Below are 26,521 nucleotides of genomic sequence, written 5' to 3'. Positions count from 1 at the left end.
CGCCAGCGTTGCGCCGAGCGGTCGCGACAGCCCGCCGAGCCGGAAGATGAACGGGGCGTCGTGACCGCCTGGTGGAGGGACGCCGGGCGCGCCGGGAAGCCGGGCCGACGGCCAAGGGCCAACGCCTACGCCGGAGCGCGCTGGGTCCGGTGCTTCCGGGACATCTCGGCCGCGTACTGCAGCCCGGCCAGGACGTGGCCGATCGTCCCGAGCCAGACGAACACGAGCGCCACGTTCCGGATCCAGTGGTGGTCCACCGCGACCGACGTCGACGAGAACAGCAGCACCGGCAGCCCGACGAACAGCAGCGCCGACCGGATCTTGCCGGTCCACGTCACGCGCAGGTCCGGGTTGCCGCGGAACCACGCGCTCGACAGGGCGAGGAGCGCCAGGTCGACGGCCACCACGATCGCGACGACGATCCACGGCAGCAGCCCGACGAGCACGAGCGAGAGCACGATCGCGACGATCGCCAGCCGGTCGGCGATCGGGTCGAGGGCCTTGCCGAGCGCCGACTCCTGGTGCAGCCGGCGGGCCAGGAACCCGTCCGCCCAGTCGCTGACGCCGAGGACGACGAGCGAGGTCAGCGCCCATCCGGGGTGGCCGGCGACGACGAGCGCCACGTAGACCGGGATGAGGACGAACCGCACCATCGTGATGAGGTTCGGCCACGTCTGCCAGTCGGGCCGGGTCCGCCGGGAGGGCTCCGTCATCACACGCTTCCGTTCGGGGTTCGCTGACCCTCAGCGTACCGGTCAGCCCCAGTGCGGCGGTCGGTCGCGGAGGAGACGGTCGTCGTTCTCCCCCGTCCCGTGCCGCGGGGGCTCGGGTGACGGCGTCGGGTCACTGCCCGGGACGGGCGTCGTGGTGACGCGACGGCCGGACCGGACGAGACCACGGGTCGGTGCCGATGCGGTGTCGACCGCCACCCGCGGGACGGGAGGCTCGGCTGCGGTCGGCTGCGTGCCTCCCGTCCGCGAACTGGTCGCCTCGGGCGTCCACGCGCCGGTCAGCTGTTCCGTGGTCGGCGTGACCGGACCAGCGGGCCGGGCGGCCCGACGTGCGGGCCGCGATCGCCGATCGGTCATCGGCGTGCGGGCACCGGGGGGATCGAGATCTCCTGCGTGGCGCCGCGGTCGACGCCGAGCACCTGCGCGACCGTGTTCGCGACCCGGTCCGGGTCGGAGAACAGCTGGAACGCGTGCACGCGGACGTAGTGCCAGCCGAGTCGGCGGAGCACCTCGGGGCGGAGGCGCAGCGACTCGCGGAGCGACCCCTTCACCAGGGACGCGTCCGTCTCGATCGTCACGCAGACGCCGCCGTGCGCGGCGACCAGGCCGAGCTTGCCGCGGTGCCCGAGCGCGACCGGGATGCCGCGCATCTCGAGCCGACGGGCCAGGTCGACGAGCAGCGGGTCGGAGTCGTCCGGCACGTACTCGGCGGTGGTGCGGGCGCGGACCTCGGCCAGGATCTCGGCGAGGGCGACCGTGCCGTGGCCCATCCGCTCCGCTTCGATGTCGGACGGCTGGAAGCAGGTGACGATGACCATCGAGCGACGAGCGCGGGTCATCGCGACGGCGAGCAGGCGCTCCCCGCCGGGCTTGCCGAGCGGACCGAAGTCGCGGAGAACGCGGCCGTGCGGGGTGCGCCCGTAGCCGATCGAGAACACGACGCGGTCGCGGCTCTGCGCCACGGACTGCTCGAGCGTGGCGACGATGAACGGCTCGGGACGGTCACCGATGACGAACTCGGTGAGGTCCTTGTGACCCTGTGCTGCGGCGAGGACGGCCTGCTCGACCCGGACCGCGTGCTTCGCCGAGGCCGTGATGACCATGAGCGACTCGGTCGGTCGGGTACGGGCGTGTTCGATGACGTGGCGGACGACACGGTCCACCTCGGCGTCGACGCTCTCGACGGCACCGGACTCGGGGTCCGGCACGGCCTTGCCCTCGCTGACGTAGTCGAGCGCGATCGACCCGTGACCGAGGAACGACCCGGCCCACGGCAGGGACTCGATCCGGCCGCCGTAGAAACGACGGTTGACCAGTTCGGCCAGGTCCTCACCGCCAGCCCGGTACGAGCGGGTGAGCGACAGGGTCGGCAACAGCGTGGACAGCTTCGCCAGGGCGGAGTCGGCGTGCAGGGCGTCGAGGGTCTCCTCGTCGACCTGCAGGGCGCGGTGCTCCGGGTCGACGGCGATGCGGAACGGCGACGGCGTCTGGGTGACCGGGTCGCCGAACACGACCGTCTGGCGGGCCCGGCGGACGGCGCCGACGGTCTCGGCGATGGTGACGGCTCCGGCGTCGACGAGGATCACCGTGTCGAACGGCATGGTGTCCGCGATCTGTGCGACCTCGTACGGCGAGGCAAGCCAGACCGGTGCGATGGCGCGGGACAGGTGCGGTGCGGAGTCGTGGAGCAGGCGCGAGGTGATCGCGCCGTCCCGGAGCTGGCTCTTCAGCGCGGCGGACTCCTCCGGCCAGTCCACGAGCCCGACCTTCCAGTTCTCGGCGAGCTGCCACGCCAGGCCCTGGGAGACCCCGGCCGCGTGCGCGTCGTCGACGAGTCGGAAGTCGGCCTCGACCCGGTCGAGCATGTCGGTGTTCGCGCCGAGGAGCGCACGGTCGGACTCGAGCATGGTCTCGAGCGCGGACTGCCACCAGGCGAGCTCGAGCTCGGCGGGCACCTGCACGTCGGGGACGTGCCGGTTCGCCAGGTCGGTGAGGAGCGGCTCGAGCTGCAGGTCGCGGAGCGTCTGCATGAGCTCGGTGCGCTCCTGCAGGTTGTGCAGGACGTCGGACTCGGCGGCCAGCTCGGCGATCGTCGGTACGAGCCGCTCGATCGGCAGGTTCGCGAGCTGCTGGTCACGGCTGGTGCGGCCGAGCGGTTCGTCGAGGCGCGCGAGGTCCTCCACCACGTTCGAGAACAGCACCTGGACGTCCGCGATGCCGGTGGGCACCTCGGGGTTCACACCGGCGGCGACGTAGCGCTGCCAGAGGACGCGCTGCTGCTGGACGCGGGTGAGCGCTTCGTGCAGGTCGGACACGTGGACACCCGGACGGACGTACTCCCGCGCGAGCTTCTTCAGGCGGCGTCGGTTGGTGCTGGACATCGGCGCGCCCTCGCCCCGGGGTGCGGTGGCGGCGACGAGCTCGGACACCGACCGGTCGAAGACGATCGGCAGGAAGCGGTCGAGGGTGTCGCGGATCTCGGTGAGCAGGCGCAGGTAGATGCCGAGCTCGTTGATCGTCGTGAACTGCCGCATGTGCGTCGAGGCGACCAGGTCGTGCGCACGCTGCAGGAGGGCCGGCAGTGATCCGCCGTCGAGCTCCTGCGCCGTCGCGTGGGCGCGCTGGGCGCCGTCGCTCGAGCTGAACTTCGCGCCGTACCAGGGCGAGTCGTCCGGCCCGTAGCGGAACTCGCCCAGGTTGGCGGCGCTGACCATGGTCTCGGCGACGCGGGCACGGCCGGACACCATCGACACGACGGACTGCTTCGAGAGCCGGGCCGTGGTGGAGGGGGCGACGGGCAGCAGGGACAGCCGCGAGAGCTCGACCAGGCAGTCGAGCACGCTGACGCCGAAGTCCGGGTCGGTGCGGGTGAGGGCGCCGCGGTAGTCGGTGAGGACCTTGCGGAGCCGGACCAGGGCGTCGTCGACCTCGCGGAGGTTCGGACGGCTCGACTTCTCGTTGCGGGCGATGGCCCGGACGACGTCTCGGCGCAGGGTGCCCGGCGTGACGGCGACGCCCGGCAGGTGCACCTCGCCGAAGCGGGCGGCGATGCCACGGAGCGTGGCGCGACGGGGGCTGACCACCAGGACGCGCTTGTTCGCGGCGACCAGGCCACCGAGGGCGTTCACGATCGTCTGCGTGCCACCGGTCCCGGGCAGCGTCTTCACGACGATGGAGTTGCCGGCCGTGATCTGTGCGATCACGTTCTCCTGCTCGTCGTCGGCGTCGAGCAGCAGGGTGTCGGTCTCCGGCGAGCGCTCGTCCGACGGGGTCTGCTCGACCGGGTGGTACGACTGCTCGACCTGCCACTTGGCGCTGGGGTTGCCGGCGAGGGCGTCGAGCACGGGGTGGGCCAGGTCGTCGGTGTCCTCGACGAGTCCGGTGGCGACCTCGGCGAACGTCGACACGACGAGCCGGGCGTGCACGGTGAAACCGGGGATGTGTGCGGTGAGGCCGCGGAGGCGGTCGATCACCGGGTTGGGGGTGAACGAGCCGTCCTGCTGCGCGAGGGCGACGAAGGACTGCGCGTCGAGTGTCACACCGAACTGCTCGCGGAGCGCGTCGGACAGCCCGGGGTTGAGCACGGGTTCACCGAGCAGGCGGACCTCGAAGTCCCGGCCGTGGCGGCGGATCGCCAGCGGGCGGAGCAACACGGGTCCGCGGAAGTGCTCGTCCCCGTGCTGCCAGTCGGCGATGCCGATGCCGAGCTTCACCGCGTCGATCCCACGGACCGTGGCGAGCTCGGTGCCCTTCGCCTCGACGTGCCCGGCGGCGACGCGAGCGGCTCGGAGTGCCACCTCGTCGCGGATCAGGCTCGACAGCAGGGTCGTCTTGCCGGTGATGAACTGCGCCAGACCGCCGGGATGGGTCGTCGAGAGCTCGATGCGCCCGCGCGGGTGGTCGGTGAAGTGCACGAGCGGGCTGGTGCCACCGACGCCGGCGAGCTGCTCGCGCCAGGCGTCCCACGCGGGCTCGGCCGCGTTGCCCGCGGTCAGGCGCGGGTCGCCGAGGCTGATCGCGTGCGGGCTGGTGACCTGGAGTTCGGGGCGCAGTGCGGACCGTTCGTCGGGCAGGTCCGTGCCCTCCGCCGCTCCGCCGTCGACCGAGGCGTCGTCGTTCGTCACGTCGTCCTCATCGCCGGTCGTCCTGTCCACTCGCCACACACGCCCACTGTAGGCGGAAGCGCAGTGGCACTCCGGCAATGAGCCCGCGGTTCCGGGTTTTCGCCCGGTCACACCGTCGGCCACACCGAGCCCGGACGCCAGCGTGTGGTACCAACGGTGCATGGCCACCGACGACCGCCCCGCTCCGTCCACCCCTGCCGTCTCCCGGCGTCGATCGGTCCCCGCCGAGATCTCGCGTTCGTGGCTGCTCGTCGCCGGCACCGCCGAGGACCGGTTCGACGGTGCCACCCGCTCCCGCGCCGACCAGGTGATCCTGGACATCGAGGACGCCGTCGACCCTGCGGTGAAGCCCGCTGCCCGCGCCACGGTCGCCGCGTGGCTGGCGGGCTCCGGGGAGGCCTGGGTGCGCGTGAACGACGTCACGACCGACTTCTGGGAGGACGACCTCGAGGCGCTCCGCGGCCTGCCTGGCCTGCAGGGTGTGATGCTCGCGAAGACCGAGAGCCCTGCCCAGGTCACCGACACCTGGCACCGCCTCGGCGGCCACACGCCGGTGATCGCCCTGGTCGAGTCCGCGGTGGGGATCGAGGAGGCCACGAGCATCGCCAAGGCGCAGGGCGCCTTCCGCCTGGCGTTCGGCAGCGGGGACTACCGCCGCGACACCGGCGCCAGCGCGGACACCCTGGCGATGGCGTACCCCCGCTCGCGTCTGGTCGTGGCGTCCCGCGTCGGTGACCTGCCCGGCCCGATCGACGGCCCCACGGTCGGGTCGTCGCACCCGATCCTCCGCGAGCAGTCGCAGGTCGCGGTGTCGCTCGGCCTGACCGGCAAGCTCTGCCTGGACACCGAGCAGCTGCCCGTCATCAACGAGGTCATCTCCCCGACGCCGACCGACGTCGCGTGGGCGCAGGACTTCCTCGACGACTTCGAGGCCCGTGGGCGGGTCATCCGTGACGGATCCGACCTGCCGCGCCTCGGTCGCGCGCAGAAGATCCAGCGCCTCGCCCAGGCGTTCGGGGTGGAGCCCCGGTAGGACGGACACATGACCTGGTCGAACGTCCCCGGAACCGGACCGCAGCGGCACTCTGAGGCAGAGCGTGTGGCGTGGGAGCAGGGTGCCACGTCGCTGTTCCCGCCGGGCAGGATCGCCGACCGCGTGTCGACCGTCCTCCTGCTGGCCGCCGGCGCGGTCCTCACCGTGGTCGCGGCCGTCGCCGGCGTCATCGCGGTCGCGTCCGCGGCGACCTCCTGCGGCTCGTCCGGGGTCTCCTGTGCGCCCGGCGGGTTCATCGGCGGTGCCGTCCTGGCCGTCGGCGGGGCCTTCGTCGTCGGCGTGGTCACCCTGGTGTTCGCGATCCGGGCCTGGATCCGTCGTCGCACGTCCTGGTGGATCGCCGGCATCGGGTTCGTCCTCACCGTCGCCGTCGTCACCTGGGGCACGGTGCTGTTCGCACAGGCCCTCGACCAGCAGGGCTCCGGCCGTGACGGAGGCGCCGGGACTGCGGAACTGCGGACCTCCTGACCTCGAGCGGTGAGCCCGCTGGACGCCGGATCCGCCGGCCGGCGCATGCTGGGCGGATGAAGCAACGAGTCATTGGAGACACGTCCGTCAGCGCCATCGGACTCGGCGGCATGCCGATGTCCATCGAGGGGCGGCCGGACGAACGGCGCTCCGTCGCCACCATCCACGCCGCCCTCGAGGCCGGCGTCACCCTCATCGACACCGCGGACGCCTACCACCTGGCCGCCCACGACGAGGTCGGGCACAACGAGGAGCTCATCGCGAAGGCCGTCCGGGAGTACTCGGGCGACACCTCCGCGGTCCTCATCGCGACCAAGGGCGGGCACCTCCGACCCGAGGCGGGCGCCTGGGCCCAGAACGGCGACCCGGCGTACCTCAAGGAGGCGGCGAAGGCCTCCGCGAAGCGCATCGGCGTCGACGCGATCGGCCTCTACCAGTTCCACCGCCCGGACCCCGCCGTGCCGTACGCGGACTCGGTCGGGGCGCTCGCCGAGTTGCTCGACGAGGGCGTCATCCGCATGGCGGGCATCTCGAACGCCACCGTCGACCAGATCCGGGAGGCGAACGAGGTCCTCGGCGGTCGGCTCGCCTCGGTCCAGAACCGGTTCTCCCCCGTGTTCCGCTCGAGCGAGCCGGAACTCGAGCTCTGCGACGAGCTCGGCATCGCGTTCCTGCCGTGGAGCCCCCTCGGCGGCATCGGCGGCGCGGCGGACCTCGGCACGACGGCGGAGGAGTTCGCCGTCCTCGCCCGCGAACGCGACGTCACCCCGCAGGTGATCGCCCTGGCGTGGGAGCTGGCGAAGAGCGACGTCGTCGTCCCGATCCCGGGAGCGTCGCGTCCGCAGTCGATCCTCGACTCCGTCACGGCGGCCACCGTCAAGCTGCGGCCGGAGGACGTCGCCCGTCTCGACGCGTCGCGACCGGACCAGGCGGCGTAGTCGGCCGGTCCACCGGACGCACCACGGGCCTCCAGGCTGCTCGGCCTGGAGGCCCGTAATGCGTCACCGACGTGCGTCGCGGCTCAGGACGCGCAGGTCGAGTCGAAGTCGGTACCGGCGGTCTGGACCGCGGTCGCGGAGTCCTGGAACGCCGACAGGTCGGCGGACTTCGGGTCCTTCGTGATCGCCTCGAGACGGGTCACCATGTCGCCGTAGGCGCTCTGGAACGCCTCGGCCTTGCCCTTCACCTCCGTGTTCGTCACCGCGTCGACACCGTCGTCGATGCTCGAGTCGAGCTCCTTGAGCTTCGCGACCGCGGCCGCCGGGTCGGACTGCAGCTTCGCGGCCTGGGACTGCAGCCCCTCGGCGGCGGACCGGACCTTGCTCTCGAAGGCCTGGCACGCGTCCGCCTTCGACTGACCACCCGAGGCACCGGCGGCCTTCGTCGGGGCGCTCGACGACCCGCCCGAGCTCGCACCGGTCGTCGCCCCCTGCGACGACGAACCCGTCCCCGTCGTGCTGCCGCCACCGGAACAGCCGGTGAGCAGGACCGCGGCGAGTGCGGCGGTCGCGAGGACGGTGAGGTGCTTCGTGGACATGGGATCCCCCTGGGTTCGCGACGTGTCCCTGATCGGACACGTTCGCGACCGACAGTACCGACGGCTCCCTCCGGGCGGCCGGTCGCGCGACGGGAGCCGGACGGGCGGGCGCGTACGGTCGAGGGATGCGTGCGATCACGATCACCAAGCCCGGCGACGTCGACGTCCTGACCCTCGGCGAACTGCCCGACCCGGTCCCCGGTGACGGCGAGGTCCTCGTCGAGGTCGCCGCCGCCGGCGTCAACAACGCCGACCTGCAGCAGCGACAGGGGAACTACCCGCCGCCGCCCGGAGCCTCGGACGTGCTCGGGCTCGAGGTGTCCGGCACCGTCCGTGCCCTCGGCGTGGGCGTCACCGAGTGGGCGGTCGGCGACCGGGTCTGCGCGCTCCTCAGCGGCGGCGGGTACGCCTCGCTCGCCGTCGTCCCGCAGGCGCAGCTGCTGCCGGTGCCGGACGACCTGGACCTGGTGTCCGCGGCCGGGCTGCCCGAGGCGGCCTGCACCGTCTACTCGAACATCGGGATGCTCGCCGGACTCCGGCCGGGTCAGACCCTGCTGGTGCACGGCGGGACCGGTGGGATGGGGTCACACGCGGTGCTCTGGGCGAAGGCCCTCGGCGCCCGGGTGGTCGCGACCTCCGGTGGCGAGCGGAAGGTCCGGGCCTCCCGCGAGCTCGGCGCGGACCTCGTCGTCGACCACCGGGAGGAGGACTTCGTCGAGCGGGCGCTGGCCTTCACGGACGGTGTCGGCGTGGACGTCGTCCTCGATGTCGTCGGCCCGTCCTACCTGCACCGGAACCTCGAGGTCCTCGCGCCGAACGGCCACCTGGCGATCATCGCCGCGGGTGCCGGACCGGACGCGACGCTGCCGATCGGGCCGCTGATGCGGAAGCGCGCGACCGTCAGCGGCACGACGCTCCGGGCACGTCCCGCTGCCGAGAAGGCGGAGATCGTCGCCGCCGTCCGTCGGGACGTGTGGCCGTTCGTGGCGGACGGTCGGGTGCGACCGGTCGTCGACGCGGTGCTGCCGATCGGCGACGCGGCCGAGGCGCACCGCCGACTGGCGTCCGGCGACGTCATCGGCAAGCTGCTGCTCGCGCTGTAGCGGGGCGGCGGCGGTTCCGGGGAGGTCGGCGAGGCCGCCCCGCTACGCCCGGACCCGCGCCAGGAACGTGCGGAGCGCCGGGTGCTGCGGGTCGTCGAGGACCGCCGCGGGAGCGCCCTGCTCGACGACCTCGCCACGGTGCAGGAACACGATCCGGTCGGCGACGTCCCGGGCGAAGTGCATCTCGTGCGTCGTCATGAGGATCGTCGAGCCCTGCTGCTTGAGTTCGGTGACGAGGTCGAGCACCTCGCCCACGAGCTGCGGGTCGAGCGCACTCGTGACCTCGTCGAGCAGGAGCAGCTCCGGGTCCGACGCGATGGCGCGGACGATCGCCACGCGCTGCTGCTGCCCGCCGGACAACCGGTCGGGGAACGCGCCGGCGAAGTCACCGAGTCCGATCCGGTCGAGCAGGCGGCGCGCGTTCGCCTCGGCCTCCGGACGGGAGGCCCGGTGCACCTTCCGCGAGGCCAGGGTCACGTTGTCGAGGACGCTCATGTGCGGGAACAGGTTGAACTGCTGGAAGACGACGCCGATCCGGGCACGGGTGGCGTCCACGTCGACGCGGGGGTCGGAGACGTCCTCGCCCTGCAGGAGCACCTGGCCGTCGTCGATCCCCTCGAGCAGGTTCACGGTCTTCAGCAGCGTCGACTTGCCCGAGCCTGATGCCCCGATGACGCAGATCACCTCGTGGCGGTGCACGGACAGGTCGATCCCGCGCAGGACCTCCTGGCCGCCGAAGGACTTGCGGAGGCCCCGCAGTTCGAGGACGGGAGCGGTCTCGTCGGTCACACCGCGCCTCCGATCTGTTCGCGCTGCTGCTGCTTCCGGGCGATCGCATCGGTGACCCGGATGAGCGGCAGGCTGATGAGGACGAAGAGCAGGCCGGCGACCAGGTAGGGCGTGAAGTTCGTCTGCTCCGCCTGGGCGATCTGCGCGCTGCGGACCGCGTCCACGGCACCGAGGATCGAGACGAGCCCGACGTCCTTCTGCATCGACACGAAGTCGTTCATCAGCGCGGGCGTGACCTTGCGGATCGCCTGCGGCAGCACGACCAACCGCAGCGTCTGGGCGTGGGACAAGCCGAGCGACCGGGCGGCCAGGCGCTGGGACGGGTGCACCGCCTCCATGCCGGCACGGAGCACCTCGGCGACGTACGACGAGTAGGTCAGCACGATCGCGATCGTGCCCCAGAACTCCGGTGCCAGGCGCGGGAAGACCCCGAGCCCGGGCAGGCCGAAGCCGACCAGGTAGAGCACGATGATGAGCGGCAGTCCGCGGAACAGGTCCGTGTAGCCGGTGGCGAGCATCCGCAGCGGGAAGAACACCGGGTTCCGCAGACCACGGACGACCGCGAGCAGGGTGCCGAGGACGGCGACGCCGATGCTCGCGAAGAACAGGATCCGGACGTTCAGCCAGAGCCCGAGCAGGACCTCCGGCAGGGTCTCCCACGCCACCTGCGGGTCGAAGAAGGACTGCTGCACCGCCGCCCACCCAGGGGTGTTGACGACGCCGAACCAGACCAGCGCGACGACGACCAGCGTCGAGACGACGGAGACGGTGACCGATCGGCGACCACGCTGCCGACGGTAGAGCTGGCGTTCGCGCTCGACCTGGCTCGGCGCCGGCATGACCAGCGGTGTGCCGGCCCCTGCGGAAGAGGTCATGCCCGCGTCACTTCAGGACCGGGGTGTTCGTCTCGGAGGACAGCCACTTCGTCTGCAGGTCCTGCAGCGTGCCGGCGTCGTCGAGCGAGTCGAGCGCCTCGTCGACCTTGCTGGTGAGATTCGAGCCCTTCGGCAGCACGATGCCGAACTGGTCGCCCTCGCCGTCGGCGGGGAACTGTGCCGACACGGTGCCGCCGTCGACCTGCGAGGCGGCGATGTAGAAGGCCGTCGGCAGGTCCGTGACGATGGCGTCGATCTGACCGGACTTGAGGGCGAGGACGGCGTCGTCGTTGGAGTTGAAGACCTGCGGCGTCACGCCGAGGACGTCCTTGACGCTCTGGATGCTCGTCGACCCGGCGGCCACGCCGATGGTGTCCTTCTTCAGGGCGGCGACGGTGGTGTCCCCGGCGGCGGCGGACGACTTCTTCGTCACGACCGCCTGCGTGGTCGTGTAGTACGCGGAGGACATGTCGACGGCCTTCTTGCGCTTTGCGTCGATCGAGAACTGCTGCAGGTTCAGGTCCCAGTCCTTCGCACCCGGTGCGATGGCGCTGTCGAAGGTGCTGCGCTTCCAGACCACGTCGCCCTTGCTGTAGCCCATCTCCTTCGCGACGGCGTACGCCAGGGCGGCCTCGAAGCCCTTGCCGGACTGCGGCTCGTCGTCCTCGACCCAGGGCGAGTACGCGGGCTGGCCGGTGGCGATCGTGAGCTTGCCGTCGGTGACGGTGCCGGCTGCGTTGTCACCACCGCCGGACGAGCAGCCGGCGAGGGCGGTCGCGGCGACGAGGGCCGTGGCGAGGGCGATGGTCAGGCGGAGGGGTCGGGTCACGGTCTGGCCTTCGTCAGGGGGAACAGGGCAGGACCCGAGTGTACGGGCTTTGGGATACCAGCCGTTTGTCACACTCGGGTCCCGCGTCACTTCCGAGCCGGACAGGATCGCCTCACCGACGTCGCCGATCGTCGATCGACGCGCCGGTGTACACGATGGCGAGGAACAGCGCCACGGCCCCCACCAGACCACTCGCCCAATGCCTACCGGTCGGCGGACTGGTCATGGTCACGACACTGAACGCGACCAACGCGGCGCTGACGGGGACAGCGACTCGGAGGCTCAGGAGCAGGTTCCAGCGGTCACGCACAGCGAGGGGACCGAGAGCCGTTGAACGGGTAGACCCGGAGCGACTTCGATCCACAACGGATCCCGTTCGTGCTCACCGCGAAAGTGGCAGCAGCGAGGATCGCTCCGGCCACGACACAGAAGGTTCCTGCGCTGACCGCGCAGAGACCGGCTCCCAGCGCCCACCCGGCACCGTTGATGATGGCTGCCTGGTCCGTGGCGTTGAACGAGACATAGGCACCGTACTTGTCAGAGCCTGCTCCGAGTCGCGCTCCGGCTGGCTCCTGCACCACGTCGAACCGTACATCGTGACCGAGGTCGATGGTGGTCGTACGAGTGCCCGAAGCATCGGTCCTCCGGCCAGCGACGTACCCGAGTGCAGTCGCTTCTGCGAGCGCTTCATCAAGTTGCTGCGGCGTGATGGATGTGAGGTCGGTGGCCTGCGTCGTCGGCTGCGCGGTGGTCGGCGCAGCTCCGGCCCCAGCCGTGGTTGCGGACGCCGGCGAACCGACGGCGATTCCGGCGACGACGAGTGCTCCTGTTGCGAGGACGGCGCTTGCCGCCCGGGTTCTCGACACGATCTGGTCCCTTCGTTGTTGGGTCGGCCGCGCGTTCAGCCGACGCCATCATCTTAGGAACCCACATTCCAGATCACAATGGTGATGTATCAGTCTGCGAGGGTGAAGTCGTCGAACGAGAACCCGGGCGACACCAGGCAGCTGAGGAGCACCTCGCCCTCGTGCGGGATCGTCCGCTGCCAGACACCGCCGCGGACGAACGCCTGTGCGTCGTTCACCCGGTCGCGCCCGGCATCCGGCCCGAGGGTGATCCGTGCGCCCGGCTCCGGCTGGTCCCCCGACCCGCCGAGTTCGAGCTCGACCGAGTCCGGCCCGTGCCACATCCAGATCTCGTCGCTCGTGACCCGGTGCCAGGCAGAGGCCTCGCCCGGGGGCAGGAGGAAGTGGATGAGCGTCGCCGCGGGTCGCTCCCCCGCCGCGGTCTGCACGTTTGCGGGCGAGGTCCACGTCCGGACGTACCAGCCGCCCTCGGGGTGCGGCTCCATGCCGAGCGCTCGCGCCCGCTGCGGGACGTCGAGCCACTCGATGAGCTCCCCCGAGACGGTGCGGCGGGCGACCATGCCGGGGCGGGGTGCGGTGTCGGTCATCGGGACTCCTTGCTGGGGGTGGTGGAGGGGCCCGGGGCGACCCGGGCAGAGTCGGCTGTCCGGACGACCCCGCGGATGACGGTCGCGACGGCACGACCGGCACCGTCCTCGACGAGTTCGGCGAGCGCGTCGGGCACCGTGCGCGAGTCGACGTCGAACACGGCCAGGTCGGCACGGGCACCGACGGCCAGGTGCCCGATCCGGTCCGGTCCCACCGCCAGACCCATCGCGTGCGCCCCGCCGAGCGTCGCCGCCGCGAGCAGTCGCTCGTGCAGGTCCCGCCCGGAGTACCCCTGGGCGCGGGCGATGCGGTGCAGGGCGGTGACGTCGGCCATCGGGTCGAGGGATGGCGACGACGACAGGGAGTCAGTACCGACGGCGATCGGGCTGCCCTCCCGCAGGTAGTCCGCGACGGGCGGCGGATCGAGCCCGATGACGGCGTTCGACCGTGGGCAGAGCGCGACCGCGGTGCCGCGGGCCCGGAGCAGCGCCCGGTCGACCGCGGTCATGTAGACGCCGTGCGCGATGTGGCAGTCGGGGCCGAGCACGCCGAGCCGGTCGACGAACGAGGTCGCACTCGCCCCGAACCCGAGTGCCCGCATCGCCCGGAAGGACGGCACGTTCGCCAGGTGCCAGTCCGCGCCGTGGCCGACCCCGACGACGCCCTCGAACCCGGGGACCGGCTCGACGGCGGCACGCTCCCCCTCGAACGCTGCTTCACCGAGGTGCAGATGCAGACGGAGTCCCCGCTGCCGGACGATATCGGGCAGTTCCAGGAGCGGCGCCACGTCGAGCGAGTAGGGCGCGTGCGGGGACAGCCCGGCGCCGGGGGTGGTCGGCATGCGTGCGAGTTCGCCGAGCACCTGGTCGCGGCCGTGCTGCTGCCAGGCCGCGTTCTCCCAGTCCATCACCTCCCAGTAGGCGATGCCGCCGAGGCCGGCGTCCTGGAGGGCGCTCGCCGCTTCGAGGTCGGTGACGACGTCGGCGATGCTCGTCACACCGGCGGCGATGGACTGCACGGCACCGGCCGCGGCTTCGGCCCGCCAGTCGTGCGGCTCGGCGTAGACGGTGTTGAACGCGGACGCCCAGTCCTCGAATCCGTCGTACTGGGCTCGCCCAACACTGGCCATGCCGGTGTACTGCAGGTGTGCGTGCGCGTTGACGAGTCCGGGCAGCAGCGCCCCACGCCAGCGCCGCTCGGTGAACGGGGTGCCGTCGAGCTGGTCGACCACCCAGGACCGTTCACCAACGTGCAGGATCCGCCCGTCGCGCACGGCCACCGCCCCGTCGGCGATCGGCGGTGCGGTCATCGGCACGACGATCCGCGCCGAGTGCACGGTCGTCGTCGAGTCGGCCACGACCGGCGTGCCCACCCGCTGGTCGGTCACGCCGGGTCCCCGAACCGTCGGGTCCGGACGTCCGGCGCACGGTCCACGGGCTGCGCCGTGGGCCAGGTCGTGCCGACCGGACTGCCGGGAGGCTCGACCACCGTCCCGAACGCGGCGAGCGCCGCGCGGGCGGTCACCGCGTCCACCTCGGGGTCGATCGGCACGACGGCCCGCTCGAGTTCGTCCCCGCGTTCGACGAGCATCCGCACCGCCCCGAGCTGTGCCGCGAAGGACAGGTCCATGATCTCGATCGGGTTGCCCTCGGCAGCGGTGATGTTGATGCAGCCTCCGCCGTCGAGCAGCAGCACGTGCGCGCCGTCCGGCAGGCTGACCCGCTCGACCTTCCGCCCGATCTGCGTCCGGACGGCTCCCGCGGCGACGGCGTCGCCGATGGCGACCTCCTGGTCCACCCCGCCGGCGACCGCGACGACCGTTCCGGGAGCGCACGCCTGCAGAACGGCGAGGCTGATCGTGTCCGGCACCCCGGAGGCGCTCATCACCAGGTCGGCGTCGCGCACGGCCTCGGTGAGCGGGGCCACGGTGTACCCGGCGAACAGGGCCTGCAACGCCCGGACCGGGTCGGGGTCCGCGACGGTGACCCGGAACCCGAGTGCGCGGAGCACCAGGGCGACCCCCTCACCGACGTGGCCGTACCCGGCGACGACGGCCGAGCCTCTCCCCACCGGCACGGCCGGCCCGTCGCTGACGCGTCGGTCCGGAACCGGCGGCGTGGGCCCAGGCACGAGCGCCCGCACCGTCATGTCGAGGCCGTCGAGCAGGTCGAGCGCGGCGAACACCGTCGATTGTCCGGTGCCGTACCGGTTGTCGAAGAACGTCTTGGTGCGGGCGTCGTTCACAGCGACGACGGGGATCCCGAGTTCGCCACCCGACGCCATGACGCGCAGCGGGCGGAGGCCGCTCGTGGTCTCCTCGGCGGCCCCGAGCATCGTCGGCAGCAGCTCCGGTCGTTCCTGGTGCACCAGCCGGATGACGTGCGACCCGTCGTCGAGGAGCACGTGTGGGCGGGTGTCGAGCATCGCGAGCGCCAGGTCCCGCTGTTCCGACACGGACGCCGTGCTGCTCGCGTGCACCGGGATGCCGGTGCGGCGGAGGACGTCCGCGACGGCGTCGTCGGTCTCGTCCGCGTGGGCGTAGGCGACGACCTCGGCGCCGGCGTCCTGCAGGAGCAGGGCGAGCACCGCGGTCTTCGGCTCGAGGAACAGGCTGACACCGATGCGGGTGCCGCGGAGCAGGCCGCCCTGCCGGAGGTCGTCCGCGACCGCGCGCGAGACGGGCATGGAGCGGCGGGCCCAGCGGATGCGGGCCTCGGCGGCGGGGTCGTCCTCGGGGTCCCGGCCGGTGGAGACGAGGAACACGTCGTCCGAGGTCGTCGGCACGCCGAGCACGCCGGGTCGGGCGAGCGCGGTCGGGCCGAAGGCGTCCTCGTCGACCGCGGGTACGTGGCGGCCGGCGTCGATGACGAGCAGCGTCGAACGGCGCGGGCGGTCAGCGGTGGCCTGCTCGACGGCCGTGACCGACTCTTCCGGGGTGCCGAGGCACCAGAGCTGGTCCACGCCCGTCGCGTCGTCAGCAGGACGGGCGCCGAGCCCCGTCAGCAGGTCGTGCAGGACGGCCACGTCCCGCGGGTCACCGCCGACGATGCGGAAGCGCCGGGCCGCGAGGAGCATGTTCGTCACCCGGGCGGTGTGCCTGACGGCAGCGGAGGCCCAGGCCAGCACGGCCGGGTCGACGCGGGCTGTCGGGTCGGCGCGCGGCATGCGCCCATCGTAGGGCGCTGCGGGCCCCTCAGCGGAGCGGGTGCGGCGGCGGCGACCCGGCCCAGGCACCCAGCTTCGCGTACTGCCGGGCGTCGAGGCGTCGAGCCTGCCGCCGGTAGTGCAGCAGCACGCCGACGAGCACGCCGACGCCGATGACGGACACGACGGCGAGCCCGGCGATGTACAGCGTCGTCACGACGCCGGCGAGCGACGACGGCACGTACCCGTTCTGCGCCGCCGAGAACGGCGTCCCGGTGAACACGAACGCCAGCAGGGTCGAGATCGTCGAGTTCGAGTCCCACAGCCCGTGCAGCACCGACACGACCACGTACGCGACGAGCACCGACCACGTCCACCGGAACTTCGGCCGCCCGTGCGCCACCCCGAACAGGACGGCCCCGAGGATCGCGGTCCAGAGGACGTGGCCGACCGGGGACAGCACGGCGCGGGCGACCTCGGTCTGCAACAGGGACGACAGGTCGATGCCGCGGGTGGTGATCGCGGCGTTGAAGGCGTAGCCGGCGGACTCGAACGCCGAGAACCCGGCCCCGACGGTCGCACCGAGGAGCGCCCCCTGCCGAGCGGTCTTCGGGCGGACCCGCCACCCGACGATGACGAGCAGCACGCCCTTGACCAGTTCTTCGACGAAGCCGACGAGCAGGTAGAGCCCGGCCCCCGGTCGCAGGTCGGACTCCAGCAGCGACGCCCCGAGCACCCCGAGGACCCCGCCGACGAAGAACGCGGTGATCAACTGCATGGTGCTGACCGTGCCGGTGACCCGTTCGATGACGAACAGCACCACCGTGAACGGCACCAGGAAGCTGCCGATCAGGATGATCGTCGGCACCAGGTTCGTGTTCTCGGTGGCGATGGTGACGATGATCGTCACCACCCACAGCAGGAACCCGCCGAGAAGGGTCTTCCACCACCAGCCGTGCCGGTGGTGCGGGTGTGCGACGACGTGCACATCGGTCTCGAGCGTCATGGACCCCATCGTGCTCCCGCGCACACGGAGCCGGTCACCGGGAATACGGAAGGCGCGGTGGACGTAGTGACCGACATGACTGACGAGACGTTCGACAAGGTGACCATGTTCGGCGCGGACTGGTGCCGCGACTGCCGTCGTTCGAAGGCGCTGCTCGACCGCCTGGGCGTGGACTACGAGTACGTCGACGTCGAGGCCGACCTCTCGGCGGCCGACCGTGCCGAGGCGATCAGCGGCCGCAAGAACATCCCCGTCGTGGTCCTGCCGAACGGCAAGCACTTCGTCGAGCCGTCGGACGCGGAGTTGCAGGGCGAACTCGAGGCGTCCGGCGCGCTCTGACCCGGCCGGCGGCTTCCCTGGGAGGCCGCCGAGCCGAGCCCGTGTTGACTCGGGCCTCGGCCCTGAGCTCGGCGAACTGTCGCAGCATCGGACCGGCCGCAGAACAAGGAGAACAACATGGGTGTACTCGGCACCATCATCGGCCTCATCGTCGTCGGCCTCATCGCCGGCGCCATCGCACGGCTGGTCATCCCGGGTCGGCAGCACATGTCGATCCTGATGACCATCATCCTCGGCATCGTCGGTTCGTTCGTCGGCGGCTTGCTCGGCTTCCTGATCTTCCGCCATGACCTGGCGGACGGCTTCTTCCAGCCGTCCGGCCTCATCGGGTCGATCATCGGCGCGATCATCGTGGTGCTCATCTACACGCGCGTCGCAGGTCGCGGCAACCGGCGCTGACCAGCGGCACGCCGGCGCTGACGCGCTGACCACACGACGGGAGGCCCGGTACCAACTGGTACCGGGCCTCCCGTCGTCATGTGCACCGGTAGTCCGGAACGCGCGCAGGCGCCGAGCGTACGGTCCACCACATGACTGACGCGAACGACACCCGTCGCCCGGAGCAGGACGCCGCACAGCTCGGCCTCGTCGTGGTCGGTGAAGCCGCCGCGCTCCAGTCCGGTGACGGAGCCGCGATGGACGCGAGCGAGGCGAACATCCGGGAGACCATCGACGAGCTCGTCGACGTGCCCCTGACCGACCGTCAGGAGGAGGTCATCGAGCGGCTCGCACAGGCCGGTGGCACACTGACGGCCGGACTCAGCGGCGCACTCGCCGCCCGGACCGGCAACAGCGTCGACGACGTCCTCGAGGGCGCTGCCCGGAGCATCCTCCGGCAGGAGCGCCTCGCCGAGGAGCGCGAGGACGCCGGCCCGCAGGACATCGGCCGACAAGACACCGGTCGCGACGACCAGGACGACCATCCGTCCGCCTGACGCCCGGACCGCCGATGGACGGACGGGAGGCCCGTCACCAGCTGGTGACGGGCCTCCCGTGTTTCCCCGGTCGTCTCCGCGACCGCGGCGCGAGGTCAGCGGCGCCACCACTCATCGAACGGTGTCGCCGGCACCTGACGCTTGTGCTCCGTGGCGCGGTAACGGGCCTCGATCGCCTCGGCGACCTCGACGGGGACGTCGTGGCCCTGCAGGTAGGCGTCGAGCTCGGCGTAGGTGAGGCCGAGGTTCGCCTCGTCCGTCTGGCCCGGCAGGTCGTCGAGCAGGTCGGCGGTCGGGGCCTTCTCGTACAGGCGGGCCGGTGCGCCGAGGTGCTCCAGCAGCTGGCGACCCTGGCTCTTCGTCAGGCCGGTCAGCGGGGTCAGGTCGACACCACCGTCGCCGTACTTCGTGAAGAAGCCGGTGACGGCCTCGGCGGCGTGGTCGGTGCCGACGACCAGGTAGCCGCGCTGCCCGGCCACGGCGTACTGCGCGACCATCCGCATCCGGGCCTTCACGTTGCCCTTGACGAAGTCGCTCAGGGCGACGCCGGCGTCCGCGGTGTCCTGGACGACCCCGTCGACTCCGTGCTCGATGTTGACGACGATGCCCGGGTCGGCGGCGATGAACTGCAGCGCGAGCTGGGCGTCGTCCTCGTCGGCCTGGACGCGGTACGGCATCCGGACGGTGGTGAACTCGGCAGCGTGTCCCTCGGCCCGGAGCGACTCGATGGCGAGCTGCGTCAGACGTCCGGCCAGGGTGGAGTCCTGCCCGCCACTGACGGCGAGGACGTAGCCCTTCGCGCCGGTGGTCAGCAGGTAGTCGCGCAGGAAGCCCACGCGCCGGGTGACCTCCTGCTCGGGGTCGATGGTCGGCTGGACGTTGAGGTCCGCGGCGATGGCGGCTTGGAGTTCTCGCACTCCCCCAGTATCCGCCCACGCCACCGTGATCCGCACGGGTTCTCGGCACCTGCTCGTGAACGGCATCCGGCCACTACGGTGACCGTGACGACGGAGGTGCGACTGTGACGGACGGACGCCGCACCGGCCTGCTCGCGATCACGGTCACGTCGCTGCTCTGGGGCACCACCGGGACCGCGGCGACCTTCGCCCCGGACGTCGGCCCGTTGGCGATCGGGGCCGCGGCACTCGGGGTCGGCGGTCTGCTGCAGGCCGTGGTCGGCGCCCGGGTGCTGCATGGTGCGCGCACGCAGCTCCGGCACCGCCGCGGCCTCGTCATCGTCGGTGCCCTCGCGGTCGCCGTCTACCCGCTCGCGTTCTACAGCTCGATGCACACGGCCGGGGTGGCTGTCGGGTCGGTCGTGTCGCTCGCGTCCGCGCCCTTGGCCTCCGGGGTGCTGGAACGCGTCGTCGACCGACGCCCGCTCAGTCGCTGGTGGGTCCTCGCCGCCCTGCTCGGCGTCCTGGGCAGCGTGCTGCTCGGCCTCTCCGGACTCGACGACGCCGCGCGTCCGGCCGGGGAGACGCTCCTCGGGGTCCTGCTCGGGCTCGTGGCCGGTGCCGCGTACGCCGTGTACTCCTGGGTCGCACACCGCCTGATGGACGAGGGCGTCCCGCGGGCAGCGGCGATGGGGGCGGTGTTCGGTGGTGGCGGGCTCCTCCTCATGCCGGTCCTCGCCGTCACCGGGGCGCCGCTGCTGGCGACCCCGCAGGACCTCGCCGTCGGGGTGTACATGGCCCTCGTGCCGATGTTCCTCGGCTACCTGCTGTTCGGCCACGGCCTGACGACGGTCTCCGCGAGCACGGCGACGACGGTCACGCTCACCGAACCGGCCGTCGCCGCGGTGCTCGCCGTCCTGGTGGTCGGCGAACGGCTGACGGCGGTCGGCTGGGTCGGGCTCGGGGTCATCGCGGTCGTGCTCGTGGTGCTGGCGGTCGCCCCGACGAACGAGTCGGGCGACGCGGGCGACCCAGGGCGGCCGCCCGTCGACACAGGGTGGCCGCCGGTCGATCGGTCCTGACCCGCTGCCCTGGTCTCGTTCCGCGCGACCCGGCTGCCCGGGTCTCGCCCCGTGCGATCAGTGCTGCACCGAGAAGACGTTGCCGGCCGGGTCCGTGAACCAGGCGATGTCCGGCCCCATGTCGCGGGAACGCCCGCGGAGGACCTGGCGATCGTCCGCCCACTGTCCGCCGTCGATCGGCCGGACGCCGAGCGCTGCCAGGTCGTCGAGCGCCGTGTCGATGTCGTCCACCACGAAGTTGAGCACCGTGAAGGTCGCCGGGGCGTGGTCGGGCTTGCCGTACAGCAGCACCGGGACGTCCGAGCCTGGCAACAGGAGCTGCATCATCCGGCCGGGGACGAGGACGCGGACGTCCACGCCGAGGACTCCGGCGTAGAAGGCCACGGCAGCGTCGACGTCGTCGACGCTGAAGCCGCTGTAGGCGCTGGTGGGTCGGAACACGGGGCCTCCTCGTTCGGGTGCAGCAAGTGTGCACCGACGACGGTCCGACCGCACCAGCCGAGGCGTGCGACTGCTCGACGGCACGGAACGCCGAGCACGACCGCGACAGCGACAGCGGACAGCCCGAGAACCGGCTGACCCGACGGAGCACGGTCAGCGCGCCCCTCCGGAGGCGGTGCCGCGGAGATCCACCCGGAGGCCCTCCGGGGTCTCACGCGTTCGGCCGCGCACCCGGAACACGCGCTCCAGCAGGTCCGGTGTGAGCACGGTCCGCGGTGCCCCTGCCGCCGCCACACGTCCCTCCGACAGCACCACCACGTGGTCGCAGTAGCGAGCCGCCATGTCCAGGTCGTGGAGGACGACCACGACGGTGCGGGACCCGTCTCGGAGCAGGTCCAGGAGCTCGAACTGGTGGTGCACGTCGAGGTGGTTGAGGGGTTCGTCGAGGACGAGCACCTCGGGTTCCTGCGCGAAGGCCCGTGCGATCTGGACCCGCTGTCGTTCGCCGCCCGACAGTCCGTTCCAGCGGCGTTGCTCGGTCCCCGCCATGCCCACCGCTGCCAGTGCCTCCCGGCAGATCCGGTCGGAGTCCGTGTCAGGACCGCCCAGGCGTGAGCGGTACGGCAACCGACCGAGGCGCACCACGTCGAGCACCCGGTGGTCGATCTCGGTGTGCCCCTGCTGTTCGACGAAGGCGAGACGGCGGGCCACCGACCGGCGCGGCAGCGCGTGCAGGTCCGCCCCGTCGAGCAGGACGGCCCCGCTGTCCGGAGGCGTGACCCCGGCCAGGCACCGGGCGAGCGTCGACTTGCCCGACCCGTTCGGGCCCACGATCCCGGTGATCGACCCGCGCGGCGCGACCAGGTCGACCTCCGCCAGGAGTCGCACGCCGTGGACGGAGCGCCCCACTCGTCGCGCCACGAGCACACCGGGTTCGGACCCGGCCGCGCGCTGGCCGGGCTCGGACCCAACCGCGGTCATGCGCGCTGCCCTCGGCGGAGGACCACCAGGAACGTCGGCACGCCGATGAGCGCTGTGACGACACCGACCGGGATCTGGTGCGGTGCGAACGCGAGTCGCCCGGCCAGGTCCGCGACGACGAGGAACACTCCGCCGGCGAGGGCGGACACCGGCAGCAGGAGGCGGTGGCCGGGTCCGACGAGCATGCGGGCGGTGTGCGGGACCACGAGTCCGACGAAACCGATCGCCCCGACGGCGGCGACGACCGCGGCGGTCGTCGCCGCTGCGCCGACGAGCACGACGACCCGCAGGAGCCGGACGTCGATGCCGAGGGCCACGGCGGCGTCGTGCCCGAAGACGAACGCGTCCAGCGCCGGCGCGACGGCGACGAACACGGCGGTCGCGACCGCGACCACCACGGCGCAGACCACCACCGAGGACCACCGCGCCGCCGCGAGGGACCCGAGCAGCCAGTACGTGATGCCGCGCGTCGCGTCCGCGTCACCCCAGGCCGTGACGACGAGGGAGGTCACGGCGGCGAACAACTGCCCGACGACGACGCCGGTCAACACGACCCGGCTGGTGCTCGCGGTGTCCCGTCCCATCAACGCGAACACCAGCGCGAACGAGACGAGCCCACCGACCAGCGCGCCGCCGGCCAAGGTGACGGATCCCGCACCGAGACCGAGCACCAGGACGAGGACCGCCCCCGTCGACGCACCGGACGAGATCCCGAGCAGGTAGGGCTCCGCGAGCACGTTACGGGTCACGGCCTGCAACACGCAGCCGCACACCGCGAGTCCCGCACCCGCCGAGGCCGCGAGCAGGACCCTCGGTAGTCGCAGTTGCCACACCACGGAGTCCGCGAGCCGGGGCAGCGGGGTGACCGGCAGACCGAGGTGGGTGCCGATCGACCGCACCGTGTCCACCCAGGTGATCGAGCCTCCGGCCAGTGCCACGCCCGCGACGACGACCACGACGAGCACGGCCATGAGCACCGGCACGACCACGGCACCGCGGAGCGCGGTCGGGCTCACCGGCGGGCGAGCACGACGAAGTCGTCGAGGTACTGCCACACCGGACCGACCTCGGTGAAGCCGGCGACCTCGAGTGCCGCGACGTGGAAGCCGAGGCTGAGTTCGGGGTTCGGCGGTCGGTGCTCGAACCGGCGCTCCCGCTCGGCGGCGAGCCGGCCGTACCGGTCGACCGCGGTGACCTCCGCGAACCACTGGTCCCAGTCGAGCGCGCCCGCCGCCCGGTCGGCCTGCTGGGTGCGCTCGTCGTCGAGTGCGCTGAGCTCGGCGAACAGCGTGCGGCCGTCGAGGTGACGGAGGTGGTCGGCGTTCAGCACCACACCACCCGGCGGCACGATCGACCCGAGGTCGTTGTAGACACGGCTGAGGACGTCCGACGGCAACCAGTGCAGGGCAGTCGAGCTGAGGACCGCGTCGGGGGTCGCGCCGTCCAGGCCCGCCGTCCAGTCGCGGTCCCAGAGGTCGGCGTCGACGAAGCGCACCGGCTGCCCGGCGAGCGCCGTCCGCCCGAGTTCGAGGAGCACCGGGTCGTGGTCGAGCGCGATGCAGGTGATGTCCGGCCGCCGGGCGACGACCCGCTGGCTGATCGAGCCGGGTCCACTCGCCAGGTCGAGGACGATGCCACCCTGCGGCACGACGTGGTCGACGACGTCGAGCATGATCGCGAAGCGTTGCTCGCGGTTGGTGATGTAGGCGGCCTGCTGGGCATCCCAGGCCGCGAGGAGGCCGAGCGCCTGCTCGGTCTCGGCAGGGGTGGGCGTGGTGGTCGTGGTCATCGTCGGTCCTCCGAGTACTCGGTCAGGGCGGTGGAGACGGTCTCCAGGGCGTCGATGCTCCGCACCGAGGGGTCGAGTTCCGTCGCCGGGACGGCGATCAGGTGGTCGTCACGGACGGCGCTGAGGTCCTTCGTGACGGCGTCGGACCGGAGCTGGTCGATCTTGTCGTCGGCGCTGTCGCCGGGCAGACCGCGGGACAGGTCGGCGACGACGATGACGTCCGGGTCGCGCTGCGCGATCTCGTCCCAGCTGGTCTCGCTCCACTGCGCATCCAGGTCGTCGAAGGCGTTGATCGCGCCCGCCACACGGCCCATGGTGTCGGCGAGCCCGTTCGCACCGGCCACCACCGGCGCCCCGTTGACCGAGGAGTAGAGCCAGACGACGGACGGTGCCCCCGTGTCCGAGGCTGCTGCCGTCACCCGCTCGAGGGTGTCCCGCTGCTCGGCGACGAGGTCGCGGCCCCGCTGCTCGACGTCGAAGACCCGAGCGATGTCGGTGACCTCGTCGAGGATCGCGTCGAAGCCGACCTCGTCGGGGACGAGCGCCGGGTCCTCGCAGTCGTTCGCGGACAGGTAGGCCGGGACGCCGAGGTCGATGAGTTCCTGACGACTCCCGGCAGCGTCGGACGCGAACGCAGAGGCGCGCATCGAGTAGACGAAGTCGGGGTTCGCCTCGCGGAGCTGCTCGGTGCTCGGGTACTGCTCGGCGAGCACCGGCACGTCGTCGTAGGCCGATCGCCACTCTGGGGCCACGGCGTCGGTGAGGTAGCTGGTCCCCACCATCCGGTCCTGCAGGCCGAGCGCCAGCATGACCTCGGTCGCGCCCTGCTCCAGGGTCACCGCCCGTTCGGGAGGCGCGGGAACGGTCAGCTGCATGCCGCAGCTCGTCAGCGTGGAACCGGCCGACGGGGTCGTGGACGACCGACCGGACGCGGAGGAGTTCGCACACCCGGTGAGGGCGAGCGCCGCGACGACCACCGTTGTAGTGATAATGGTTTTCATGATCGTGACGCTAGAGGGAGACGGATCGGTCCGCCAAATCGCGCCGAGCGCGACGGCCGGTCTCAGCCTTGGCGCCCCTTGCCGCGCGGGTTCAGCTTGTTGATGACGAAGGTGCGACCGCGGCGGCGGACGACCTGCGCACCGGGCAGCTTCTTCAGGGACTTGAGTGAGTTCCGGACCTTCATGACGACTCCTTTTGATAATGGTTCTCACTAGAGTAGTCGCCATGGACCGTTCCACGGAAGCCCGAGACACCGCCCGCCCACCAGCCCCGGCCCTCCGGGTCGCCCTCGTCAGCGGATCGGACGCCGCTGCACGGTCCCAGGTTTCCCGGATGATCGCGGGAGTGCCGGCCGAGGACGCTCCGACCAGCGACATCACGGACGAGACCGAGGACAGCGGGGAGTTCGCCCTCGTCCTCGCGGAGCGTGTGCTCGCAGCCGCTCATGCCGGCGCCACCGGCCGAACCGTCATCGAGCTCGATGCGGAGGCGGACGTGATGGAAGTGGGCTTCGTGCTCGAGACCGAACTCGAGGGCCGACGCAACGAGGGCCCGCCGGCAGAACTGCACGATCTGGTGACCGTTGCGCGGGTCCGGGACGTCCACCGCTGGTTGCTGTCGGCGGCGCCGGCCCCCGCCGTCGACTTCGTCACCGCCGAGTCCCTGGCATCACAGCTCGAGTTCGCCACGGTCGTCGTGCTCGCCGACGCAGCGGACGTGTCCCCGGAGCAGCTCCGCAGCACCGTCGGCCTGGTGCAGCGTCTCAACCCGGACGCCGCAGTGGTCACGTCCGTCGCGACGGCGCGGCAGCCGACAGGATGGCCTGGAGGCCGGGGTTGCGCCCGCCGCATCGGGCGGCGGATGGGGTGGACCCGAGCCCTCGCCGAGCCCGCCCTCCCGGCAGCGTCCTGGAACGGGGTCGACGTCCTCGTGTTCCGGGACCCCCGACCGTTCCACCCGGACCGCCTGTTCGACGCGGTGCGGCATCGACTCGTCCCTGGCCAGGTCGGCCGTATCGCACGGTCGCGCGGGTTGGTCCAGCTCGCCACCCGCCCCGACCACCACGGCTCCTGGCGCAGCGCCGGCGACACGGTGTCCCTCGACCCCACGGGCATCGGGAGTTGGGATCCGGATGCGCCGGTCGGCCAGGAGATGGTCTTCTTCGGCGAGCACCTCGACCGCGAGGAGATCATCGCCGCCCTGCACGCGTGCCTGCTCACGGACGACGAACTCCTCGCCGGCCCGACCATCTGGAGGCGGTACGGCGACCCGTTCCCGGCATGGCCACTCCACCACGACCACTGACGACCGCACCTGCACTCATCCGTGCACATGACGGAACCGGTCGAGCGGTCAGCCTTCGTGTCAGCTTCTGAGCGAACTTGTCAGCGCTGATCGGCCGACTCGAGCAGTTCAGGTGAGGAAGAAGGAGCAATCACAACTGTCAGTTCTTGACGGGCCGTGCAGCCCCGTCCTCTGTCGGGCCCGTCGCATTGCTCGTTGCGGGTGGCGTCGAACACCGCTGCGAGGGGCGGCTCCCGTCGCCAGCCCCACGTTCCACCTCGGCATGGCCATCGTCGGGAACCGCGGCCGCGCCAGAGATGGGCCCGCTGGCACCAGAACTCGCCGCGCAGTAGCAGACGAGGTTCCGCTGATGTCGCTGGGAAGCTCAGCGGGCAGACCCGAACGGCCATCGCATTCCGTCATGGAACTGCCCGTCATGAAAAGGCGGAGCCAATGCCCCCTACCCGTCAGGAGTCAACCGAACCTGCTCCAGCTTCGGTGGTCGCTCTCCGCCTGGCATGGACGGATCCTCCCTCTCAGTGCCCGTGCATCGGACGGGAGCAGGCCCAGATCAGTGAGCTTCGGCGGACGCTGCCTTCCGGTCGTGCATCGTGCCAGGCATCGTCGGAGCACTTGTCTGCAGTCTGCTGGTCGTCCC

The 26,521-nt window shown here is 71.8% G+C and carries 26 protein-coding genes; 9 read left to right on the top strand and 17 right to left on the bottom strand.

Annotated elements, in window-relative coordinates; translation table 11 throughout:
• Positions 1 to 125: 125 nt before the first annotated feature.
• Positions 126 to 713, bottom strand: coding sequence for a CDP-alcohol phosphatidyltransferase family protein (locus tag DEJ31_RS07140; RefSeq protein WP_110904957.1), 588 nt, complete (start codon positions 711 to 713; stop codon positions 126 to 128).
• 371 nt (positions 714 to 1,084) lie between these two features.
• Entirely contained in the window at positions 1,085 to 4,855 is a 3,771-nt protein-coding gene (locus DEJ31_RS07130; RefSeq protein WP_110904955.1) for an ATP-binding protein, read from the bottom strand.
• A 160-nt stretch (positions 4,856 to 5,015) separates the two neighbouring features.
• Between DEJ31_RS07130 and DEJ31_RS07125 the strand changes: the two genes are divergently transcribed.
• Genes DEJ31_RS07125 through DEJ31_RS07115 form a run of 3 tightly spaced genes read left to right on the top strand, consistent with a single transcriptional unit; the run spans position 5,016 to position 7,315 of the window.
• Positions 5,016 to 5,888, top strand: a complete 873-nt coding sequence (locus tag DEJ31_RS07125) for a CoA ester lyase (RefSeq protein WP_111121518.1) — start codon at positions 5,016 to 5,018, stop codon at positions 5,886 to 5,888.
• Between the two features lie 9 nt (positions 5,889 to 5,897).
• Positions 5,898 to 6,377 (top strand): DUF6264 family protein, encoded by a 480-nt coding sequence (locus tag DEJ31_RS07120; protein ID WP_110904953.1) that lies wholly within the window; start codon positions 5,898 to 5,900, stop codon positions 6,375 to 6,377.
• 56 nt (positions 6,378 to 6,433) lie between these two features.
• On the top strand, positions 6,434 to 7,315 hold the full coding sequence (locus DEJ31_RS07115) for an aldo/keto reductase (RefSeq protein WP_110904952.1): 882 nt from the start codon (positions 6,434 to 6,436) through the stop codon (positions 7,313 to 7,315).
• Positions 7,316 to 7,398: 83 nt separating this feature from the next.
• On the opposite strand, the gene DEJ31_RS07110 is transcribed toward DEJ31_RS07115, so the two are convergent.
• A complete protein-coding gene (locus tag DEJ31_RS07110) occupies positions 7,399 to 7,914 on the bottom strand; it encodes a hypothetical protein (RefSeq protein ID WP_110904951.1) in 516 nt (171 codons plus the stop codon).
• Between the two features lie 125 nt (positions 7,915 to 8,039).
• Here DEJ31_RS07110 and DEJ31_RS07105 point away from each other — a divergent pair, with 125 nt between their 5' ends.
• Positions 8,040 to 9,017 (top strand): NAD(P)H-quinone oxidoreductase, encoded by a 978-nt coding sequence (locus DEJ31_RS07105; protein WP_111121517.1) that lies wholly within the window; start codon positions 8,040 to 8,042, stop codon positions 9,015 to 9,017.
• A gap of 42 nt (positions 9,018 to 9,059) precedes the next feature.
• On the opposite strand, the gene DEJ31_RS07100 is transcribed toward DEJ31_RS07105, so the two are convergent.
• The 7 genes from DEJ31_RS07100 to DEJ31_RS07065 form a co-directional block, all read right to left on the bottom strand.
• Positions 9,060 to 9,806, bottom strand: a complete 747-nt coding sequence (locus DEJ31_RS07100) for an amino acid ABC transporter ATP-binding protein (RefSeq protein WP_111045127.1) — start codon at positions 9,804 to 9,806, stop codon at positions 9,060 to 9,062.
• Positions 9,803 to 10,681: an amino acid ABC transporter permease gene (locus tag DEJ31_RS07095; RefSeq protein WP_111045126.1), complete on the bottom strand. Its 879-nt coding sequence runs from the start codon at positions 10,679 to 10,681 to the stop codon at positions 9,803 to 9,805. The genes DEJ31_RS07100 and DEJ31_RS07095 overlap by 4 nt, the downstream gene beginning before the upstream one ends.
• Before the next feature lie 7 nt (positions 10,682 to 10,688).
• Positions 10,689 to 11,510, bottom strand: coding sequence for an ABC transporter substrate-binding protein (locus DEJ31_RS07090; RefSeq protein WP_111121516.1), 822 nt, complete (start codon positions 11,508 to 11,510; stop codon positions 10,689 to 10,691).
• Positions 11,511 to 12,465: 955 nt separating this feature from the next.
• The gene (locus DEJ31_RS07080; RefSeq protein WP_258366206.1) at positions 12,466 to 12,963 is read right to left on the bottom strand and encodes a cupin domain-containing protein; all 498 of its coding nucleotides are present in this window, start codon (positions 12,961 to 12,963) and stop codon (positions 12,466 to 12,468) included.
• Entirely contained in the window at positions 12,960 to 14,351 is a 1,392-nt protein-coding gene (locus DEJ31_RS07075) for an amidohydrolase family protein (RefSeq protein WP_309147275.1), read from the bottom strand. The genes DEJ31_RS07080 and DEJ31_RS07075 overlap by 4 nt, the downstream gene beginning before the upstream one ends.
• A complete protein-coding gene (locus tag DEJ31_RS07070) occupies positions 14,348 to 16,129 on the bottom strand; it encodes an adenosylhomocysteinase (RefSeq protein WP_111121514.1) in 1,782 nt (593 codons plus the stop codon). Before DEJ31_RS07070 ends, DEJ31_RS07075 begins: the two co-directional genes overlap by 4 nt.
• A gap of 28 nt (positions 16,130 to 16,157) precedes the next feature.
• The gene (locus DEJ31_RS07065) at positions 16,158 to 17,114 is read right to left on the bottom strand and encodes a PrsW family intramembrane metalloprotease (RefSeq protein ID WP_258366205.1); all 957 of its coding nucleotides are present in this window, start codon (positions 17,112 to 17,114) and stop codon (positions 16,158 to 16,160) included.
• A gap of 75 nt (positions 17,115 to 17,189) precedes the next feature.
• Here DEJ31_RS07065 and DEJ31_RS07060 point away from each other — a divergent pair, with 75 nt between their 5' ends.
• The 3 genes from DEJ31_RS07060 (at position 17,190) to DEJ31_RS07050 (ending at position 18,388) form a co-directional block, all read left to right on the top strand.
• A complete protein-coding gene (locus DEJ31_RS07060; protein ID WP_111045146.1) occupies positions 17,190 to 17,453 on the top strand; it encodes a glutaredoxin domain-containing protein in 264 nt (87 codons plus the stop codon).
• 117 nt (positions 17,454 to 17,570) lie between these two features.
• Complete coding sequence (locus DEJ31_RS07055; RefSeq protein WP_110905077.1) at positions 17,571 to 17,852, top strand: GlsB/YeaQ/YmgE family stress response membrane protein; 282 nt, start codon at positions 17,571 to 17,573, stop codon at positions 17,850 to 17,852.
• A gap of 131 nt (positions 17,853 to 17,983) precedes the next feature.
• Positions 17,984 to 18,388, top strand: a complete 405-nt coding sequence (locus tag DEJ31_RS07050; protein ID WP_111045124.1) for a hypothetical protein — start codon at positions 17,984 to 17,986, stop codon at positions 18,386 to 18,388.
• A gap of 95 nt (positions 18,389 to 18,483) precedes the next feature.
• On the opposite strand, the gene nadE is transcribed toward DEJ31_RS07050, so the two are convergent.
• Entirely contained in the window at positions 18,484 to 19,305 is an 822-nt protein-coding gene (nadE, locus tag DEJ31_RS07045; protein WP_110905079.1) for an ammonia-dependent NAD(+) synthetase, read from the bottom strand.
• A 104-nt stretch (positions 19,306 to 19,409) separates the two neighbouring features.
• Here nadE and DEJ31_RS07040 point away from each other — a divergent pair, with 104 nt between their 5' ends.
• Complete coding sequence (locus tag DEJ31_RS07040) at positions 19,410 to 20,366, top strand: DMT family transporter (RefSeq protein WP_111045123.1); 957 nt, start codon at positions 19,410 to 19,412, stop codon at positions 20,364 to 20,366.
• 57 nt (positions 20,367 to 20,423) lie between these two features.
• On the opposite strand, the gene DEJ31_RS07035 is transcribed toward DEJ31_RS07040, so the two are convergent.
• The 6 genes from DEJ31_RS07035 to ykgO all read right to left on the bottom strand — a co-directional run bounded on the left by DEJ31_RS07035 (position 20,424) and on the right by ykgO (position 24,763).
• Entirely contained in the window at positions 20,424 to 20,807 is a 384-nt protein-coding gene (locus DEJ31_RS07035; RefSeq protein ID WP_111045122.1) for a VOC family protein, read from the bottom strand.
• 153 nt (positions 20,808 to 20,960) lie between these two features.
• Positions 20,961 to 21,788, bottom strand: a complete 828-nt coding sequence (locus tag DEJ31_RS07030) for an ABC transporter ATP-binding protein (RefSeq protein ID WP_111045121.1) — start codon at positions 21,786 to 21,788, stop codon at positions 20,961 to 20,963.
• Positions 21,785 to 22,804 carry an iron ABC transporter permease gene (locus tag DEJ31_RS07025; RefSeq protein ID WP_220034849.1) on the bottom strand — a complete coding sequence of 340 codons (1,020 nt, stop codon included), beginning with the start codon at positions 22,802 to 22,804 and terminating at the stop codon, positions 21,785 to 21,787. Before DEJ31_RS07025 ends, DEJ31_RS07030 begins: the two co-directional genes overlap by 4 nt.
• Positions 22,801 to 23,577: a trans-aconitate 2-methyltransferase gene (locus DEJ31_RS07020; protein WP_111045120.1), complete on the bottom strand. Its 777-nt coding sequence runs from the start codon at positions 23,575 to 23,577 to the stop codon at positions 22,801 to 22,803. Before DEJ31_RS07020 ends, DEJ31_RS07025 begins: the two co-directional genes overlap by 4 nt.
• Positions 23,574 to 24,578, bottom strand: coding sequence for an ABC transporter substrate-binding protein (locus DEJ31_RS07015; RefSeq protein WP_111045119.1), 1,005 nt, complete (start codon positions 24,576 to 24,578; stop codon positions 23,574 to 23,576). The genes DEJ31_RS07020 and DEJ31_RS07015 overlap by 4 nt, the downstream gene beginning before the upstream one ends.
• Positions 24,579 to 24,640: 62 nt before the next feature.
• Positions 24,641 to 24,763 (bottom strand): type B 50S ribosomal protein L36, encoded by a 123-nt coding sequence (gene ykgO, locus DEJ31_RS07010; protein ID WP_110905085.1) that lies wholly within the window; start codon positions 24,761 to 24,763, stop codon positions 24,641 to 24,643.
• 41 nt (positions 24,764 to 24,804) lie between these two features.
• On the opposite strand from ykgO, the gene DEJ31_RS07005 reads away from it, so the two are divergent.
• Positions 24,805 to 25,884, top strand: a complete 1,080-nt coding sequence (locus DEJ31_RS07005) for a GTP-binding protein (protein WP_181433468.1) — start codon at positions 24,805 to 24,807, stop codon at positions 25,882 to 25,884.
• The last annotated feature ends 637 nt before the right edge of the window (positions 25,885 to 26,521 follow it).

The organism is Curtobacterium sp. MCPF17_031, assembly GCF_003234035.1.
In the GTDB taxonomy this organism is placed as follows: Bacteria; Actinomycetota; Actinomycetes; order Actinomycetales; family Microbacteriaceae; genus Curtobacterium.
Note: the sequence above shows the minus strand (reverse complement) of the source record. Positions and strands in the feature narration are given on the sequence as shown.

Coding starts and splice junctions, on each gene's coding strand:
- DEJ31_RS07110 (WP_110904951.1), bottom strand. CDS start 7,914: ATGTCCACGAAGCACCTCACCGTCCTCGCGACCGCCGCACTCGCCGCG.
- DEJ31_RS07055 (WP_110905077.1), top strand. CDS start 17,571: ATGGGTGTACTCGGCACCATCATCGGCCTCATCGTCGTCGGCCTCATC.
- DEJ31_RS07115 (WP_110904952.1), top strand. CDS start 6,434: ATGAAGCAACGAGTCATTGGAGACACGTCCGTCAGCGCCATCGGACTC.
- DEJ31_RS07020 (WP_111045120.1), bottom strand. CDS start 23,577: ATGACCACGACCACCACGCCCACCCCTGCCGAGACCGAGCAGGCGCTC.
- DEJ31_RS07015 (WP_111045119.1), bottom strand. CDS start 24,578: ATGAAAACCATTATCACTACAACGGTGGTCGTCGCGGCGCTCGCCCTC.
- DEJ31_RS07070 (WP_111121514.1), bottom strand. CDS start 16,129: ATGCCGCGCGCCGACCCGACAGCCCGCGTCGACCCGGCCGTGCTGGCC.
- DEJ31_RS07140 (WP_110904957.1), bottom strand. CDS start 713: ATGACGGAGCCCTCCCGGCGGACCCGGCCCGACTGGCAGACGTGGCCG.
- DEJ31_RS07030 (WP_111045121.1), bottom strand. CDS start 21,788: ATGACCGCGGTTGGGTCCGAGCCCGGCCAGCGCGCGGCCGGGTCCGAA.
- DEJ31_RS07060 (WP_111045146.1), top strand. CDS start 17,190: ATGACTGACGAGACGTTCGACAAGGTGACCATGTTCGGCGCGGACTGG.
- DEJ31_RS07050 (WP_111045124.1), top strand. CDS start 17,984: ATGACTGACGCGAACGACACCCGTCGCCCGGAGCAGGACGCCGCACAG.
- DEJ31_RS07065 (WP_258366205.1), bottom strand. CDS start 17,114: ATGACGCTCGAGACCGATGTGCACGTCGTCGCACACCCGCACCACCGG.
- DEJ31_RS07095 (WP_111045126.1), bottom strand. CDS start 10,681: ATGACCTCTTCCGCAGGGGCCGGCACACCGCTGGTCATGCCGGCGCCG.
- DEJ31_RS07005 (WP_181433468.1), top strand. CDS start 24,805: ATGGACCGTTCCACGGAAGCCCGAGACACCGCCCGCCCACCAGCCCCG.
- ykgO (WP_110905085.1), bottom strand. CDS start 24,763: ATGAAGGTCCGGAACTCACTCAAGTCCCTGAAGAAGCTGCCCGGTGCG.
- DEJ31_RS07125 (WP_111121518.1), top strand. CDS start 5,016: ATGGCCACCGACGACCGCCCCGCTCCGTCCACCCCTGCCGTCTCCCGG.
- DEJ31_RS07120 (WP_110904953.1), top strand. CDS start 5,898: ATGACCTGGTCGAACGTCCCCGGAACCGGACCGCAGCGGCACTCTGAG.
- DEJ31_RS07080 (WP_258366206.1), bottom strand. CDS start 12,963: ATGACCGACACCGCACCCCGCCCCGGCATGGTCGCCCGCCGCACCGTC.
- DEJ31_RS07105 (WP_111121517.1), top strand. CDS start 8,040: ATGCGTGCGATCACGATCACCAAGCCCGGCGACGTCGACGTCCTGACC.